The 18255-nt window shown below is 58.9% G+C and carries 16 protein-coding genes; 12 read left to right on the forward strand and 4 right to left on the reverse strand.

All coding sequences use genetic code 11. The annotated features are described in order from the left end of the window. Positions 1–269 precede the first annotated feature (269 nt). The 4 genes from dbpA to H9646_RS15410 all read right to left on the reverse strand — a co-directional run bounded on the left by dbpA (position 270) and on the right by H9646_RS15410 (position 5719). Entirely contained in the window at positions 270–1676 is a 1407-nt protein-coding gene (gene dbpA / locus H9646_RS15395; protein WP_191724259.1) for an ATP-dependent RNA helicase DbpA, read from the reverse strand. A gap of 44 nt (positions 1677–1720) precedes the next feature. Beyond that, positions 1721–2674, reverse strand: a complete 954-nt coding sequence (locus H9646_RS15400; RefSeq protein WP_191724260.1) for a cation diffusion facilitator family transporter — start codon at positions 2672–2674, stop codon at positions 1721–1723. A gap of 124 nt (positions 2675–2798) precedes the next feature. Beyond that, positions 2799–3842 carry an AraC family transcriptional regulator gene (locus tag H9646_RS15405; protein WP_191724261.1) on the reverse strand — a complete coding sequence of 348 codons (1044 nt, stop codon included), beginning with the start codon at positions 3840–3842 and terminating at the stop codon, positions 2799–2801. 155 nt (positions 3843–3997) lie between these two features. Further along, complete coding sequence (locus H9646_RS15410) at positions 3998–5719, reverse strand: Na+/H+ antiporter (RefSeq protein ID WP_191724262.1); 1722 nt, start codon at positions 5717–5719, stop codon at positions 3998–4000. Positions 5720–5816: 97 nt separating this feature from the next. Here H9646_RS15410 and H9646_RS15415 point away from each other — a divergent pair, with 97 nt between their 5' ends. From H9646_RS15415 to H9646_RS15470, 12 genes are all read left to right on the forward strand, one after another. Beyond that, the gene (locus H9646_RS15415) at positions 5817–7424 is read left to right on the forward strand and encodes a carboxyl transferase domain-containing protein (RefSeq protein ID WP_191724263.1); all 1608 of its coding nucleotides are present in this window, start codon (positions 5817–5819) and stop codon (positions 7422–7424) included. Between the two features lie 26 nt (positions 7425–7450). Beyond that, positions 7451–8233: an enoyl-CoA hydratase/isomerase family protein gene (locus H9646_RS15420; protein ID WP_191724264.1), complete on the forward strand. Its 783-nt coding sequence runs from the start codon at positions 7451–7453 to the stop codon at positions 8231–8233. 31 nt (positions 8234–8264) lie between these two features. Beyond that, on the forward strand, positions 8265–9038 hold the full coding sequence (locus H9646_RS15425; protein ID WP_191724265.1) for a DUF4126 domain-containing protein: 774 nt from the start codon (positions 8265–8267) through the stop codon (positions 9036–9038). A gap of 61 nt (positions 9039–9099) precedes the next feature. Further along, positions 9100–11139 (forward strand): acetyl/propionyl/methylcrotonyl-CoA carboxylase subunit alpha, encoded by a 2040-nt coding sequence (locus H9646_RS15430; protein ID WP_191724266.1) that lies wholly within the window; start codon positions 9100–9102, stop codon positions 11137–11139. Positions 11140–11300: 161 nt separating this feature from the next. Continuing rightward, complete coding sequence (locus H9646_RS15435) at positions 11301–12221, forward strand: 2-hydroxyacid dehydrogenase (protein WP_191724267.1); 921 nt, start codon at positions 11301–11303, stop codon at positions 12219–12221. Positions 12222–12253: 32 nt separating this feature from the next. Next, positions 12254–13183, forward strand: a complete 930-nt coding sequence (locus H9646_RS15440; protein ID WP_191724268.1) for a hydroxymethylglutaryl-CoA lyase — start codon at positions 12254–12256, stop codon at positions 13181–13183. A gap of 1 nt (position 13184) precedes the next feature. Continuing rightward, a complete protein-coding gene (locus tag H9646_RS15445; protein WP_191724269.1) occupies positions 13185–13697 on the forward strand; it encodes a YbaK/EbsC family protein in 513 nt (170 codons plus the stop codon). Continuing rightward, positions 13698–13958, forward strand: a complete 261-nt coding sequence (locus tag H9646_RS15450; RefSeq protein WP_318244933.1) for a DUF1289 domain-containing protein — start codon at positions 13698–13700, stop codon at positions 13956–13958. A 25-nt stretch (positions 13959–13983) separates the two neighbouring features. Further along, positions 13984–14625 carry a DsbA family protein gene (locus tag H9646_RS15455; protein ID WP_191724270.1) on the forward strand — a complete coding sequence of 214 codons (642 nt, stop codon included), beginning with the start codon at positions 13984–13986 and terminating at the stop codon, positions 14623–14625. 206 nt (positions 14626–14831) lie between these two features. Then, the gene (locus H9646_RS15460) at positions 14832–16520 is read left to right on the forward strand and encodes an MFS transporter (protein WP_191724271.1); all 1689 of its coding nucleotides are present in this window, start codon (positions 14832–14834) and stop codon (positions 16518–16520) included. Between the two features lie 242 nt (positions 16521–16762). Then, entirely contained in the window at positions 16763–17824 is a 1062-nt protein-coding gene (locus H9646_RS15465) for a porin (protein WP_191724272.1), read from the forward strand. A 141-nt stretch (positions 17825–17965) separates the two neighbouring features. Beyond that, positions 17966–18103 (forward strand): hypothetical protein, encoded by a 138-nt coding sequence (locus tag H9646_RS15470; protein WP_191724273.1) that lies wholly within the window; start codon positions 17966–17968, stop codon positions 18101–18103. Positions 18104–18255 lie beyond the last annotated feature (152 nt).

Consider the following 18255-nt stretch of genomic DNA (forward strand, 5'->3'; position numbering starts at 1 on the left):
CCGGAACGCAGCGCTGCAAGCGCGCAGTGGGTTCTGCTGGACAAGCCGTCTGCAAGGCGCGCCTTTTCTTTGCCTGGATTCTTTTGGCAAGACAAAAGAAACCGGGTCGCTGCCGGTCGACTACCGGCCTCGAACAGCAATGCCACAACAACAATAAAAACAGAGCCACTAGCGACAGCCAAATAAGCGCCAGACCTCAAAGACAGTCATAAAACAAAAAAGGCTCACAACCTAAGTTATGAGCCTTCGAGCGAAACCTGAAAAGATTTTTACAGCACCCGAGCACGTACGCTCTTGCCCTTCACCCGCCCATTGTTGAGCTTGTCGCAAGCAGCAGCAGCAATCCGTCGATCCACAGCCACATACGTGGAAAAGTCATTCACACTGATCTTGCCGATCTGGTCACGGCTGTAGCCGAAGTCCGCGCACATGGCACCCATGACGTCGCCAGCACGTATTTTTTCCTTGCGGCCACCGATGATCTGGATGGTGCTCATGGGTGGCAGCAACGGGCCACCTTCTGCAGGCGTCAGCTCTTGCACCGGGAACCACTCCGAGGCACGCTCTTGCATTTGCTCGATCTTGGACACGAACACCATCTCGTCCATGGAGACCAGGTTCAGTGCCAGACCTTCGGCATCACCGCGGCCCGTGCGGCCGATGCGGTGGATGTGAATTTCGGCGTCCGGCGTCACATCGACGTTGATGACGGCAGACAGGTTGGCAATGTCCAGCCCGCGTGCGGCCACATCGGTGGCAACCAGTACGCTGCAGCTCTTATTAGAAAACTGCACCAGCACTTCGTCGCGTTCGCGCTGTTCCAGCTCACCAAACAGTGCCAGGGCGCTGATGCCCTGTGCTTGCAGCTCAGTGACCACATCGCGGCACTGCTGTTTGGTGTTGCAGAACGCGATGGTGGATTCAGGGCGAAAGTGCGCCAGCATTTGCACCACCACATCGATCTTTTGCTTGGCTGGTACTTCGTACCAGCGCTGGGCAATCTTGTGCGCGCTGTGCTGGGCGGCCACTTTGACCATCTCAGGCTCGCGCATGAAGCGTTTGGCCAGCGAGGCAATGCCATCAGGGTAGGTGGCCGAGAACAGCAGGGTCTGGCGCTGCTCAGGGCATTGCTCAACCACGGTTTCGATGTCGGCGTAAAAGCCCATGTCCAGCATGCGATCGGCTTCATCCAGCACCAGCGTTTGCAGGTTGGAGATATCGAGTGCACCCCGGTCAATCAAGTCCATCACACGCCCGGGAGTACCCACCACAATGTGGGCACCGTTTTCCAGACTGGCGATCTGGTTGCGCGAGGGCACGCCACCGTAAACGGTGACAACCTTGATGTTTTCTTGCGCCCGCGCCAGACGGCGGATTTCAGTAGCCACCTGGTCAGCCAGCTCGCGCGTGGGGCACAGCACCAGGCCTTGCACGGCAAACCAGCGCTGGTTCAGTCGCTCCAGCAAGGGCAAGCCAAAGGCGGCGGTCTTGCCGCTGCCAGTGCTGGCCTGGGCGATCAAATCGCGGCCAGCCAGTGTCAGGGGCAGGCTGGCAGCCTGAATGGGGGTCATCTGCACATAGCCCAGATCCTGCAGATTTTGCAGGGTCGAGGGCAGCAGCGTCAGCGCCGAGAATGCGCCGGAGTTTGCGCTAGGGGCGCTGGTCGATGTAGTCATGGGTGCAATTATCCGGGGGCAGCCCTTGCCGCGTTGGGGCTGGGTCAATCGGCAGCACTTTCCTGGCGCTCATACACGGTGTCTACGCCACGCGGCAGCAGCTCAATGCGGGCGCGCAGCCCGGGCACGCGGGCCATCAGCGCTGCCTCGGTGCGGTCGCGCCAGCGGGCAGCCAACGACAAGCTCCATGCCCCGGGCACGTGCAGGTGCAGGTCAACAAAGCTGCGCTCACCCGCCTGCCGGGTGGTAAGGCTGTCAAACACAATTTGCTCACCGGTTTCGGCCTGCGCCGCCACCGCTTCCTGTGTCAGCACGGCTTCAATCACTTGTAACTGCGCAGGCTCCACCGCTACATCCATCAACCCCTGCGAGGAATTCCACACCAGTTGCCCTCCGTGCCACAGAATATTCAGGCCCACCAGCAAGCCCACAGCGGCATCCAGCCAGACCCAGCCTGTGACATGGGCCAGACCCAAACCCAGCACCACGCCCACCGAGGTGTAAACGTCAGTCATCAGGTGCTTGGCATCGCCCTGCAAAGCCATGGATCGGTGCACACGCGCACTGCGAAACATGAACCAAGCCAGCCCACCATTGAGCACTGTGCTGACCATTGACAGGCCCAGCCCCCAGTCCAGACGCTCCAGCGGCTGAGGGTGCAGCCAGCGGTCAACGCTGGCCCAGATGATGGCAACGCTGGCCCCCACCACCAGCAAACCCTCAAAGCCTGCAGAAAAGTATTCGGCTTTGTGGTGGCCGTAAGGGTGTTCGTCATCGGCTGGGCGCTCGGCAATCGTGACCATGGCCAGCGCAAACATGGCACCCGCAAGATTCACAAATGACTCCAGCGCATCAGACAGCAAACCGACCGAACCGGTGAGCTGCCAGGCCATCATCTTGAGCACGATGGTGATCAGCGCTACCACCACAGAAATGCGCAGCAAGCTACGCGGTGTGAGCCAGTGGGAGAAAGCGCTGGCAGGGGCAACGTTGGGCATACAACCTCAAACAAATATTTTGAAAGCCTTGCAGACCTTTGGTGCTGGTGCAGCGGCTGCTACCAGCTATGGTTTTCTTGGGGCCAATGCCCTCAGTGTGGCATAGCGCCAGCAGCCTTAGGCTTCAGCGCCGGCGCTGCGCCTGTCGATAAGCACCCGGGGCTTGCCCCGTCCACCCATGAAAAGCGCGGATAAAACTTTTCTCTCCTGCAAAACCGCAGGACTGGGCAATGCGCTTGATGGGCATGTCGCTGCGCTGCAGCAAATGCAGGGCACGGTGCTGGCGCACATCGTCTTTGAGCTGCTGCAGGCTGCTCCCCTGCGCCTGCAACTGCCGGTGCAGGCTGCGCGGCGCGATGTGTAGCTGGGCGCAGACACTGGCCGCCGTATGCAGACACTGCGGATGCGCGGCCAGCACTTGCCGCACCTGCTGCACCAAAGGTTGTGCAGGCTTGTAGGGGCGTACCTGCAGTGGCAAGGCACGCTGCAGCATGGTGTTGAGGGCCGCCTCATCGCGCACTACGGGCAGTTGCAGCCATTGCGCATCCAGCTCAATGCAGGCCATTGGGGCAGCAAACTGCACCGGAGCCCCAAACAGCCGCCCATACACATCGGCATGTCCCGGGGCTGGGTAGGGGAAACTGGCCTGGTGCACTGGCAGATGCTTGTCTACCAGCCAGCTGGCAAAGCCGTGCAGATTGCGCAGCACCGAAAGTACGCAAAACTCCCGCAAATCCCCCAGATCGCGCTCCTCACGCAGTGTGATGCGTGCCTGGCTGCCATCCACCAGCAGCTGCAGGGTGATGTCGGCAGCCAGCAGACCATGGTGGCGGCACCAGCGAGCTATCGCCAGCCCCAGCGACGGACTGCTGATGCTGGCCCGTGCCAGCAGTCCATAACTGCCCCAGGGCAGACGACGGCTGAACCAGCCCAGCCCCTCGTCATCGAGCTCGCGCATTGCCGTGCCGCACAAATGCTCCATCTGCAGCGCGGTAATACGCGCCTGCGGGTCTTGTAAAGCGGCTGGCGCAATCTGTGCCGCCTGCAAGGCGGCGTCCGGCACGATGCCGCGCTGTGCATATGCCTGTAATACCGCATGCACAAAGGCCATGGGCGTCACGGCGGGGTGGATACCGGCACTTTCCGGAATCAGCAAAGGGGTGCTCATGTGGCAATTATTGCAACCTTTGCGACGCCTTCTGCCCCCTGACTTGCCCTAAGCTGGTGGCATAAAAAAGGCGGCAGGTTTTGCAACCTGCGCCCCATCCTCAGGAGACACCGCCGTTTATGTGCAGCGCCCCCGTCATGGCTACGCCCCCCGCCTCAGTGCTCCGCATCTGCGGCAGGGATACCTGCCGCTTTGCGCGACACGGCCAGACGCTTGCGCAGCGACACCTCCGACATGTCCAGCTCACTGACCATGCCACGCAAGGTTTCATCGTTGATGCGATGTGCCTGTCGCTCGGCATACAGCGTGTCACGCTCCACCTGAATGCAGTGCAGGCGCAGCTCCATCTCTTTCACATAGCGATGGCGGCGCTCATGCACCATTTCCGGCGTATCGCGCTGGGCCTCGGTGGAATTGGCTATGCCCGTGTCATCCAGCAAGTGAATGCGGTTGCGGTATTCCTGCGTGATGCGCCCCACCACCTCCTGGTACTGGGCCACCCATTGCTCGTCGTGCTGTTGCAAGTCTTCTTCGGTCATCGTCAGGCTGACAATCGCTGCCTTACACGCCGCCGTGCGCGCAAAGCGCTCTTCTTGCTGCGTTTCGGTGTCTTCATGCGCGGGCATGCAGCGCAAAATCAGGGGCAGGCTGATGGCACCCAGCACCAGCGTGAACAAGATCACGCCAGTGGCCAGAAAGATCAGCAAGTCACGCTCGGGAAACGGGGTGCCATCACTCAGCGCTACAGGGATAGACAAGGCCGCAGCCAGCGTGACCGCACCGCGAATACCCGCCATGGTGGTGGCAAGATTGAGCAATTTGGAGGGGGCCTCGGCCATCTTTCCTTCTTGGTGCGCCTTGCGCAGTGCGCGCTGCACGCCAACGGTAATCCACAGCCAGCGCACAAACAGCAGCGCGAACGAAATGGCCGCCACATAGCCCAGCAGCGCCCACCATTCATGACCGGAGTGCAAGATGGTCGTGCCCATGATGGAAGGCAGCTGCAAGCCCAGCAGCAAGAAGATGGCACCGTTGAAAGCGGATTCCACCATGCTCCAGGTGCCCTCGGTCTGCAACCGCTCCGAGATGAAGTTGGAGCGATCCAGATCAGCAAAATTGGTAGCAATACCCGCAGCCACTGCGGCCAAGATACCCGATACGCCAATCTTTTCGCCCACGATGTACGAGGCAAACGGCAGCAGCACCAGCAGCAGCACCATCTGGGTTGCCGCCACATCACCCACCCGGCGGGTGATGGTGTCGCGGGCATAGCTGAAACCCCAGCCCATGGCAGCGCCCACGCCCAGGCCGCCCAGGGCCATCCACATGAAGTCCTTGGCAACATTGCTCCACGAAAACACCCCTGTGAGCACCGCCGCCACGGCGAACTTCACGGCCACCAGACCCGAGGCATCGTTGAGCAGCGACTCTCCTTCCAGCATATGCATGGTCTTGTGCGGCATGCCCAGGTTACGCGTGATGGCCGATACGGCCACCGCATCGGTGGGCGAGACCACGGCTGCCAGTGCAAACGCCACCAGCAGCGGCATGCTGGGAATCATCCAGTGGATGAGGTAGCCCAGACCGAGTACCGTGAACAGCACCAGCACCAGTGCCAGCAGCAAGATGGGCTTGGCCAGAGCAAAGAATTCGCGCTTGGGAATGCGCCAGCCATCGGCAAACAGCAGCGGCGGAATGAAGAGCAGCATGAACAGCTCAGGATCAAACGCAATGTGCAAACCCTTTTGGGGCCAGGCGATCAGTGCGCCGATGGCAATCTGAATCAGGGGCAGCGGTATGGCTCGGACATAGCGCGCAGCGATGCCCGTAAGGGCCCCCAGCATCAGCACGAGCAAGACGGTTTCAACAGTATGCATAGAACATTTTTGGGCGTGCACTCGCGCGCCAGTGTCAGACGGGCACAAAGACCATGGGTAAATATCGGGTAAACCCGAGGAAACACCAGGAGACAGCATGAGTATTTTGACCAGCCAACTCAATCCGCGCTCGGCGGACTTTCAGTCCAACGCCCGCGCCATGCAGGCCGTTGTGGATGAATTGCGCGCACGTTGCACGCAGATTGCACAAGGCGGCGGTGAAGCCGCACGCGCCAAGCACCTGGCACGCGGCAAGCTGCTGCCGCGCGACCGCGTGCAGCAACTGCTGGACCCCGGCACACCATTTCTAGAACTGGCTCCGCTGGCTGCGCTGAACATGTACAGCAACGATGCTCCGGGTGCAGGCCTGATTGCGGGCATTGGCCGCGTCAGTGGCGTGGACTGCATGGTGGTGTGCAACGACGCCACCGTCAAAGGCGGCACCTACTACCCCATGACGGTCAAAAAACACCTGCGCGCCCAAGAGATTGCCCAGCAAAATCAGCTGCCGTGCATTTATCTGGTGGACTCCGGCGGCGCCAACCTGCCCAATCAGGATGATGTCTTTCCTGACCGTGACCACTTTGGTCGCATCTTCTTTAACCAGGCCAACATGAGTGCGCAAGGCATTGCGCAAATTGCCGTAGTGATGGGTTCGTGCACGGCGGGTGGTGCCTATGTTCCAGCCATGAGCGATGAATCCATCATCGTCAAAAACCAGGGCACCATCTTCTTGGGCGGCCCCCCGCTGGTGAAAGCAGCCACTGGCGAGGTCGTCAGTGCCGAAGACCTGGGCGGTGGTGATGTACATACGCGCCTGTCCGGCGTGGCTGACCATCTGGCAGAAAACGACGTGCATGCACTGGCACTGGCCCGCACTGCCGTGAAGAATTTGAACAAGAACAAGGCTGCCAACCCATCAGATCATGCTCCAGCAGCGCCACTATTTGACGCGCAAGAGCTGTACGGTGTCATCCCCACCGACACCCGCAAGCCGTTTGATGTGCGCGAGATCATCGCCCGCGTGGTTGACGGCAGCGTGTTTGACGAATTCAAGGCCCGTTTTGGCAGCACGCTGGTGTGCGGCTTTGCCCGTATCGAGGGCATGCAAGTGGGCATCATTGCCAACAACGGCATTCTGTTCAGCGAATCAGCCGTAAAGGGAGCGCACTTCATCGAACTGTGCTGCCAGCGCAAGATTCCGCTGGTATTCCTGCAAAACATCACCGGCTTCATGGTGGGCCGCAAATACGAAAACGAAGGCATTGCACGCCACGGCGCCAAGCTGGTGACGGCGGTTGCGACTGCGGCGGTGCCCAAGTTCACCGTCATCATTGGTGGCAGCTTTGGCGCAGGCAACTACGGAATGTGTGGCCGCGCCTTCAGCCCACGCTTTCTGTGGATGTGGCCCAACGCACGCATCAGCGTGATGGGTGGCGAGCAGGCCGCCAGCGTGCTGGCTACTGTGAAACGTGACGGCATTGAAGCCAAAGGCGGTCAGTGGTCAGCCGCTGAAGAAGAAGCCTTCAAAGCCCCTATCCGCCAGCAGTACGAAGATCAGGGCCACCCCTACTTTGCCAGCGCCCGCCTGTGGGACGACGGCGTGATCGACCCTGCCGATACTCGCCGCGTGCTGGCGCTGGGGTTGTCTGCCAGCCGCAATGCGCCTATCGATGACACGCGTTTTGGCGTGTTCCGCATGTAATAGACCTCAGCCACCAGGAGCAAGCCATGACCCGCCCCGTCACCCTGACCATCAACGCTGGCGCTGCCACTATCACGCTGAGCCAGCCTGAAATTCGCAATGCGTTCAGCGACGAAGTGATTGCCGAAATCACCGCCGCCTTTGAAACCGTGGCCCAGCATGTTGATGTGCGCGCCGTGATACTGGCCGCTGAAGGCCCGGCCTTTTGTGCTGGAGCCAACCTCAACTGGATGCGCCGCATGGCGGATTACAGCCGCGAAGAAAACGTAGTGGACGCCGGCAAGCTGGCCGCCATGATGCACACCATCTACACCTGCCCCCACCCAACGATTGCCCGCGTGCAAGGCGATGTGTATGCCGGCGGCATGGGTCTGGTGGCCGCGTGCGACATGGCTGTGGCGGTGGAGACAGCCCAGTTCTGCCTGAGCGAAGTGAAGATTGGCCTGATCCCAGCCACCATCGCCCCCTATGTGTTGCGTGCCATGGGCCCGCGTGCCGGGCACCGCTACTTTTTGACCGGCGAGCGCTTTGACGCCGCCGAGGCGCTGCGCATGGGTTTTGTACATGAGGTGGTAGGCGCTGACGAGCTGGACCACGCGGTGGACAGCCTGCTCAAACACCTGCTGCAAGCCGGGCCAGCCGCTGTGCGCGCTTGCAAGCAGCTGGTGCTGGAGACAGCAGAACGCGAGATCACCCCCCAGCTCACACGCCAGACCGTTGAGAGCATTGCCGACATCCGCGCCAGCAATGAAGGCAAAGAGGGTGTGCAAGCTTTTCTGGGCAAACGCAAGCCGGCTTGGTTATCGTGAAAGCGTTCTAACTGCCTGAGAGCACCACCCCATGAACAACGTCTGGGACTCCATCCTCCAATGGCTGCACAGCGTGGGCCTGCACCCCAACCGCGAAGCCGTAGAGCAAGCGGGCACGGCGGTGCTCAACAGCGCCAGCGACGTGGCAACCACCGTTGGCCAGGCGGCCAGTGGCATGGATGTGGCCAGCCTGCTGGCCTTGGCAGCGGCCTTGGGCTGGGCCAGTGGCTTTCGCCTCTATGTGGTGGTGTTCGTCGTTGGCATGCTGGGTGCAACGGGGTGGATGGTATTGCCCGGTGGCCTGCATGTGCTGGAGCATCCGCTGATGCTGGTGGCCAGTGGCGGCATGTTGTTTGTGGAGTTTTTCGCCGACAAGATACCGGGCGTAGATTCGCTGTGGGACTTGCTGCAAAGCGTGCTGCGCGTACCCGCCGGTGCGGCGCTGGCCGCTGGCGTATTTGGCGCCGACAACGCCACCATGGCCACCTTTGCCGCACTGATGGGCGGCACGCTGGCTGCTACCAGCCAGGCGGCCAAGACCACCACCCGCGCCCTTATCAACACCAGCCCCGAACCCTTTAGCAACGTAGGCGCCAGCTTGGCAGAAGACACCGCAGCTGTCGGCGCAGTGTGGCTGGCGCTGACCAGCCCTGCGGTGTTCGCCGTGCTGCTGGTGGTGACCGTCATTGCCATGTGGATCGTCACTTGGTTGCTGTGGCGCTTTCTCAAAGCTGCCATTCGCAGGCTCAAAGCTTGGATGGGATCGAACGATTCGCCCCCACCTCCAGCCCTTCCCAAAACATAGCTACTAGCGCTTTTTTTCATCAGCGTTAGAGGCCAAAAATACAGATACACGGAGACAAAGCATGTTTAAAAAGATTTTGATTGCCAATCGCGGTGAAATCGCCTGCCGGGTTGCCGCAACGGCACGCCGTCTGGGTATCCAGACCGTAGCGGTGTATTCCGACGCCGATGCCCAGGCCAAACACGTTGCAGCCTGCGACGAGGCCGTGCACATTGGCGGCAGTGCGCCCAAAGACAGCTATTTGCGCTGGGAGCGCATTTTGCAGGCGGCCCAGCAAACCGGCGCACAGGCCATTCACCCCGGTTATGGCTTTCTGAGCGAAAACGAAGACTTTGCCAACGCCTGCCAGGCCGCAGGGCTGGTGTTCATTGGCCCTCCAGCCAGCGCCATCCGCGCCATGGGTCTGAAAGCCGAATCCAAGCAATTGATGGAAAAAGCCGGCGTGCCACTGGTGCCCGGCTACCACGGAGCCGATCAGGATCCTGCCCTGCTGCAACGTGAGGCCGACCGCATGGGTTACCCGGTGCTGATCAAGGCCAGCGCTGGTGGCGGTGGCAAGGGCATGCGACTGGTCGAGCACAGCCAGGACTTTGCCGCAGCCTTGGCCAGTTGCCAGCGCGAAGCCATCAACAGTTTCGGCAACGACGCGGTGCTGGTGGAAAAGTACGTGCTGCGCCCACGCCACATCGAAATTCAGGTGTTTGGCGACACCCAGGGCAACTGCGTGTACCTGTTTGAGCGCGATTGCTCAGTACAGCGCCGCCACCAGAAAGTACTGGAAGAAGCCCCCGCCCCCGGCATGACCGCAGCGCTGCGCCAGAAAATGGGCAACGCTGCAGTGGCCGCAGCCAAGGCCGTGAACTATGTGGGCGCAGGCACGGTGGAATTCATCGTTGAGCAGCCCGGCGGCTACGACCAGCCCGATGCCATGCAGTTTTATTTCATGGAGATGAACACGCGGCTGCAGGTAGAACACCCCGTCACCGAAGCCATCACTGGCGAAGACCTGGTGGAGTGGCAATTGCGCGTGGCCGCAGGGCAAGCCCTGCCCAAGCAGCAGTCCGAGCTGAAAATCATCGGCCACGCCATCGAGGCGCGGATTTGTGCCGAAAACCCGGACAACGGTTTCTTGCCCGCTACCGGCACGCTGCAGGTGTACCGCAAGCCGGCGTGCAGCAGTTTTTCCATCAGCGATGTGCGCGTGGACGATGGTGTGCGCGAAGGCGATGCCATCAGCCCGTTTTACGACAGCATGATTGCCAAGCTCATCGTGCGCGGCGACACCCGTGAGCAGGCACTGGCACGACTGGACACTGCACTGGCACACACGCAGATCGTGGGTCTGGCCACCAACGTGCAGTTTTTGCGCCATGTCGTCAAGAGCAACGCTTTTGCGCAGGCCAAGCTGGACACGGCCTTGATCGAGCGCGAGAAAGCCGCCTTGTTCGATCAGACCGCCTTGCCGCTGCCGCTGGCTGCAGCAGTGGCCGTGGCACACCAGTTGCAGGCTGAACAAGCGCTGCAAGGCCATGACCCGTTCAGCCGCCGCGATGGCTGGCAGCCGCACGCCACCGTGCAGCGCGGCTTTGAATGGTTGCATGGCAGCGCCACCGTGTCTGCGGTACTGACGTATGGCCGCCACGGCGCATTGCAACTACAGGTGACTGAGGGCGGCAACACCACCCGAGGTGATTTGCAGTGGCGCGCGGCCACTGACAATGCCTGCGGCGGATTGCAAGTCATGTTTGCCGATGAGCGAACCAGCGCACACGTACATGTAGCGGGCGACGCACGCCACATCTTTACGCCCCGTGGCGCGGTAATGCTGGAGCTGCAAGACCCGCTGGCCCACGCCGGCGAAGGCCACAGCGAAGGCGGTCGCCTGACAGCGCCCATGCCTGGCAAGGTGGTGTCGTTTGCCGTGCAGGCTGGCGACACGGTCACCAAGGGCCAGCCTCTGGCTGTGATGGAAGCCATGAAGATGGAGCACACCATTGCCGCCCCAGCCGATGGTGTGGTGCAAGAGCTGCTGTACGCCCCTGGCGACCAAGTCACCGAAGGAGCGGAGCTGATCCGCATTGAAGCCACCGCAGCCGCCTGAGAGTCCTTAAAAAAATGAGAGCTTCTAGCGCTTGATGACAGCCATCTTCAAATACAAATGCATCTGAAATGCTTGAAACAGAAGCGCTAGCAGCTCCTTTTTTTGAAAACCATAACCAGCATGACAGACGGCGAGCGCACCAGCCTGTACCCTCAGCGGCCATGAAAGTCACTTTTTGCTGCACGGGCACCAAGGCCGAACCTTGGTTGGAGGGACTGCGTACGGCCTTGCCGCATGCAGAGGTTGACGTTTGGGCGCCCGGCGCACCACAGGCAGATTACGCCGTGGTCTGGGCACCGCCCCAGCAATTCATGGATGAACAGCCGGGCCTCAAAGGCCTGTTCAACATCGGTGCCGGGGTGGATGGACTGCTCAAACTGCAGCTACCTGCCCATGCCAAGGTGGTGCGGTTAGACGATGCCGGCATGTCGGTTCAGATGGCTGAGTATGTGACGCAAGCGGTCATTCGCCATTTCCGCGAACTGGATGGCTATGAGGCAGATATGAAAGCGGGCAACTGGGCCTTTCGCAAGCCCCAGATGCGTGCTGACTTTCCCGTCGGCGTAATGGGGCTGGGTGTGCTGGGCGAGCGCGTGGCCAAGGCACTGGGCGTGTTTGAGTTTCCCGTGCGCGGCTGGAGCCGTTCGGCCAAGCAGATCGATGGCGTGCACACCTTCAGCGGCGAAGCGGGCTTTACCGAGTTTTTGCGTGGCACACGTATTTTGGTCAATCTGCTGCCCCTGACACCAGACACCGAAAATGTCATCAATCGCAGCACGCTGCAGCAACTGCTCCCCGGTGCCTACGTCATCAACGTAGCGCGCGGCGCGCATTTGGTCGATGCAGACCTGATCGCTCTGATTGAAGAAGGCCACGTGGCGGGCGCTCTGCTGGATGTGTTCCGCAAGGAACCCTTGCCTGCCGACCACGCTTTCTGGAAGGTGCCGCAAATCACCATGACCCCGCACACCTCTGCCCGCACCCTGCGCGAAGAAAGCATTGCGCAAATTGTGGGCAAAGTGGCCGCCATGAGCCGTGGCGAAACCGTGCAGGGCATGGTCGATACCCAACGCGGCTATTGATCACTTTTTTGCATACCCAGGAGGAAACACACATGTCCTACCCCACCCGCGTCAAACTGGTTGAAGTGGGCCCCCGCGACGGTCTGCAAAATGAAAAGCAGCCCGTATCTGCGGCGGTCAAGATTGAGCTGGTGCACCGCCTGCAAGAAGCTGGGCACAAAGAGATTGAAGTGACCAGCTTTGTCTCGCCCAAATGGGTGCCTCAGATGGCAGACAACGCCGAGGTCATGGCAGGCATCACACGCCGTGCGGATGTGCGCTATTCGGTACTGACGCCCAACATGAAAGGCTTTGAAGCTGCGCTGCTGTCCCGACCCGATGAAATCGTGGTGTTTGGCGCTGCCAGCGAGGCATTCAGTCAAAAAAACATCAACTGCTCTATCGCTGAAAGCATTGAACGCTTTGCGCCAGTGGTAGCCGCCGCCCATGCTGCAGGCATTTATGTGCGTGGAGCCATGAGCTGCACGGTAGGCTGCCCTTACGAAGGCGATGTCGCCCCCGCACAAGTGGGCTATCTGGCCAAGCTCATGAAAGACATCGGTGTGCAGCATATTGGCGTGGCAGACACCATTGGCGTGGGCACCCCCATCAAGGTGCGCAAAGCCCTGGAAGCCACTTTGCAGCACTTTGATATCAATGACGTGTCAGGCCATTTCCACGACACCTATGGCCAGGCTGTTGCCAATACCCTGGCAGCACTGGCCATGGGTGTCTGGCAGTTTGATACTGCCGTGGCAGGTTTGGGTGGCTGCCCGTACGCCAAGGGTGCCACAGGGAACGTTGCTACTGAAGATGTGGTCTACATGCTGCATGGCATGGGTATCGAAACCGGAGTGGATTTAGACAAGCTGGTAGATGCCGGCGAGTTCATCAGCCAGGCACTGGGCCGCCCGACCCAGTCACGTGTCGCCAAGGCCTTGCTGGCCAAGCGCACCAGTGCTGCGGTGTGCGAGACCGTTTGATATGTGCGGCTCTGAAGTGCATCCTTTGCCAGACAGTGTGCAACGCGTTGCGTATTTTCTGCAGACGGCCAGCCACCCTCACAGCCCTCGGATGCTCAATGGCGCGGCACGTACCGCCCAGGAGGCGGCAGACCAGCTGGGCATTTTGGTTGGGCAAGTGGCCAAAAGCGTCATCTTCAAACGCAAGGAAGATGGGGCCCACGTACTGGTCATCGCCGCAGGTGATCGCCGTGTGGACGAAAAGAAGCTGGCAGCCTTGATCGGAAAGATTGGTCGTGCAGACGCCGAGTTTGTGAAAGCACGAACAGGTTTTTCGATTGGCGGCGTCAGTCCTGTCGCGCACCTGCACCCACCCTTAACCTTGATTGACAGCACATTGGAGCGTTTTGATGTACTGTGGGCTGCTGCGGGCCACCCCCATGCCGTATTCGCGCTCAGCTTGCAGGATCTGCAATCACTGACCCAAGCGCCCATCGTCGATATCGTGCAACCCCCTGTGGTGGAGTCTGTATAAGTGTCCCATGCCATCCCCCCTGCGCCCAAAGCATTGCTGCGCAAGCTACGCACGGTCGAGTTGAACCGCCTGCTTGCACCCGATGCAACGGTTGCACCACCGTCGCCCTGCGTCTCTGTGTGCCGCATGGACGCTGCACGGCAGTATTGCGAAGGTTGCCTGCGCACGCTTGAAGAGCTGCGCGCCTGGGGCAGCAGTGACGCCAGCGCCCAGCGCCAGATCTGGCTGAAGATCAAAGAGCGTTGTTATCCAACCGTCTGAACCATCACCCGAGAGGAATGCCGACATGCACCACATCACCATGTACTTGGATTTTGTGTCGCCCTATGCCTGGCTGGCTTTTCAGCAGTTGCCACAGACTCTGGCGGGTGTGAGCTACCGGGTGGAGTATCGGCCTGTACTGTTGGCAGCCTTACTGCAGCAACACGGTAATCCCGGCCCCGTAGGAATTCCAGCAAAGCGTGCATGGACCTACCGCCATGCAACATGGCTGGGCCAGCAGATGGGCATTCCCCTGCAAACGCCTGCTGCACACCCATTCAATCCCCTGCCCTTGCTGCGTTTGGCACTGCAAACCAGCACTGATGGCAGTACCAACCGTTTTGTTACTGAAACCATCTTTCGCCATGTCTGGGAAGGTGGCAACGATGCCATCTCCACTGCACGCTTGCAACAACTGCAAGCGCAGCTTCAAGCGCAATTGCCCCCAACCCCAGAGGCGGTAGAACAAGCCAAACTCTGGCTGCGCAGCAATACCGAAAAAGCCTCCGAACTGGGCCTCTTTGGGGTCCCCGCATTCGAGGTGAAAGGCCAGATTTTTTGGGGCTTGGACAGCTTGCCCATGCTGCGCGATTTTTTAAGCGGCAGCCCCTGGTTTCAATCCGAGGCATGGGAAAACGCCAACACCATTTCCTCGGGTTTGGCCTGATTTCAGATCCGGCCATTGCTTCTAGGCAATTTACCGTTTGCCACATAGCGAAATGGCAAGCGCGGGTTAGACCTGAAATTGTCAGAGCCGCGTCAGTTTGACGCAAGCCCATGTTGGATTCGCGTCAGAAGCCGGTCAGTACTGACTCCAAAAATGTGATTGCCCGCACATAGCGGCTCACATAAACACATTCAGGAGACAACAACATGGCCATCAACGCTGCAAACGGCGTAGGACCGAAGGGCGCAGCCGCCCACCGGCCCATGACGCCAGAAGAACGCAAAGTGATCTTTGCTTCATCCCTCGGCACCGTGTTCGAGTGGTATGACTTCTACCTCTACGGCTCGCTCGCAGCCATTATTGCCAAGCAGTTCTTCAGCGGTTTGGATGCAGGCTCCGCCTTCATTTTTGCGCTGCTGGCATTTGCAGCAGGCTTTATCGTTCGTCCCTTTGGTGCGCTGGTGTTCGGCCGCCTGGGTGACATGATTGGTCGCAAGTACACCTTCTTGGTGACCATCCTGATCATGGGTATCTCCACGTTCATCGTGGGCATCTTGCCAACATACGCCAGCATTGGTGTTGCAGCTCCGGTGATTCTGATTGCCCTGCGCATGCTGCAAGGTTTGGCGCTCGGTGGTGAGTACGGCGGTGCTGCCACCTATGTGGCAGAGCACGCCCCTCAAGGCAAACGCGGCGCCTACACATCGTGGATTCAAACCACAGCAACCTTGGGTCTATTCCTGTCGCTGCTGGTAATTTTGGGTGTACGCACTGGCCTGGGCGAAGAAAAGTTTGTTGACTGGGGCTGGCGCATTCCTTTCCTGGTCTCCATCTTGCTGCTGGCGATTTCGGTATGGATCCGCATGACCTTGCATGAGTCCCCAGCCTTCCAGAAGATGAAGGCAGAGGGCAAGACCTCCAAGGCTCCTCTGACCGAATCTTTCGGCCAATGGAAAAACCTGAAGATTGTGCTGCTGGCTTTGGTCGGTCTGACGGCTGGTCAAGCCGTGGTCTGGTACACCGGTCAGTTCTACGCGCTGTTCTTCCTGACACAGCAACTGAAAGTAGACGCAGTCACGGCCAACCTGATGATTGCAGCAGCTCTGCTGTTGGGCACGCCTTTCTTCGTAGTCTTCGGTACCCTGTCTGACAAAATTGGCCGCAAGCCCATCATCATGCTGGGCTGCGCGTTGGCTGTATTCACCTACTTCCCTGTGTTCAAGGCGCTGACCCACGCAGCCAACCCTGACCTGGCGGCTGCGCAAGTGAACTCGCACGTTGTGATCATTGCCAACCCTGCTGAATGCTCGTTCCAGTTCAACCCCACTGGCACAGCCAAATTCACCAGCTCTTGCGATGTGGCCAAGCAAGCCCTGGCAAGCCGTTCTGTGTCGTATGACGCTGAAGATGCACCGGCAGGCAGCACTGCGGTCGTCAAGGTTGGTGATGTCACCATTCCAAGCTACAGCATCGTCGGTTTGAGCCCTGACGAAGTCAAAGCCAAGAGCGCCGAATTCAGCAAAGCCGTCTCTGAAACCCTCAAAGCTGCTGGCTACCCAGACAAGGCCGACCCTGCCAAGATGAACAAGCCGCTGATGATCGGCATCTTGTTCTACCTGGTACTGCTGGTCACCATGGTCTACGGCCCCATCGCTGCCATCCTGGTGGAGATGTTCCCCACTCGCATCCGCTACACATCCATGAGCATGCCCTACCACATTGGTAATGGCTGGTTTGGTGGTTTGTTGCCGACTATGTCGTTTGCCATCGTTGCTCAGACCGGCAATATGTACAACGGCTTGTGGTACCCCATCATCATCGCCGGCGTGACCGTCGTCGTTGGCACACTCTTCTTGCGTGACACCAAGGATGTAGACATCTACGCTGACGACTAATCAGCCACCTCATAAGCCAACCCTTTTTGGTGCGCCCCGCTCTTTAGCGGGGCGTTTTATTGATAGCACTGAATCTTGATGGTGCATGCCAAGCAGCTTTGTTGTTGCAATGCGTCACATGTCATCAAATATTCACTTGAATTACCCCTATCAGGTCGCACAAAACTAGAATTTGTCTAGCCCGGTGAATGTGTCTAACACCCAAGTTACTGGCTACCTTCAAACCCACCCAAGGAAATAACATGACGAAGACAACTCGCCTGATGTTGGCCGTTCTGGCCGTCTGCGGCACATCGGCCGCTCTGGCCCAAAGCAGCGTAAACGTGTATGGCCGTATCAACACCACTGTTGAGCACCAAAAAATTGGTGACGAAAGCAAGTCGGTCATGAACAGCAATTCCTCGTACATCGGCTTCCGCGGCACTGAGGATCTTGGCAACGGTTTGAAGGCAGGCTTCCAACTGGAAGGCAACTTCGGTTCCGACGATGGCACAGGCAGCACTGGCGCAGGCATCAACTTCCAACGCCATTCCGAAATCAATCTGTCCGGCAACTTCGGTACCGTGCGTTTGGGCAAGTTCAACGTTGGCTCTTATTTGGCCACCGCAGACTACATCAGCATGCACAACCATGACACCGGTACTTCGGCTGATGCGCTGTATGCCTATGTCTTCCCTGAAGGCAACCAAATCTCTTACCGCTCGCCTGAATTCGGTGGCATGACTGCAGAATTCAACTACGGCTTTGGTGAAAAAGCTAACCGCAATACAGCCTTGCCTGGCGATGGCACAAACACGCTCGCAGTGGCAGGCGAACACAAAGGCGCTTTTGATGCATCTTTGAACTACAACAACGGCCCCTTGGGTCTGGGATTGGGCTACACCCGTGCCAAGACTGACGGTGCCTTTGATGTGAAAGAGCAGCAACTGGGTCTGCGTGCCAGCTACTCCATCAATGCTCTGACACTGGGCGCTTACTACCAGTACTACAAGGCTGATGCATCTGCTACCGGCATCAACTTGGACACCAAGCGCCACGCCTACCGCCTGGCCGCAATGTACACCCTGGGTGCTTCTGAATTCCACGCCAACGTTGGTCGTGCACAAGCTTACAAGGGCGATCTGTCTGGCGCCAAAACATCTGCTACCCAGTGGACACTGGGCTACAACTACAACCTGAGCAAGCGCACCAAGGTGTACGGCTACTTCACCAAAATCAACAATGGTGATGATGCTGCTTATGGCGTTACCACTGCCGGTGACAACTTCCGCTCTATCGCAGTGGGTGTTCGCCACCTGTTCTAAGCGAGCGTAAGCTCTCTGCAATGCCTGCTTGGTTTAATTCAAGCAGGGCTTGCTCCAAGGTTTAAGCCTCAACTCTTTCGAGTTGGGGCTTTTTTTATGGCCTGCTCGCAAATTTTTAAATACGATATTTAGGAGACTGTTATGTGGAAAATTGCTGTAGGTTTCGCCATTTTTGCGGCCATTTCTCTTTATATGATCATGCAATTTGGCGACCAAGTAGATATGAGCGGTGAGAAACATGGCGCAGATGCCATTCATGCACCCGCAGAAACCAAATAAAAAAGGAGCGCTCTACGCGCTCCTGCATTTAGTTTTAGATAGATAACTATCTGAAATTCAATAAGAGCGCACTACGTGCGCTCTTATTTTTTGTGATTTTGCTTTTGAGCACTAAGTACGCTTTCCCTCACCGCTAAAACAAAAACCCCTGC

The sequence above is a fragment of the Comamonas avium genome (assembly GCF_014836675.1).
GTDB lineage: Bacteria > Pseudomonadota > Gammaproteobacteria > Burkholderiales > Burkholderiaceae_C > Comamonas > Comamonas avium.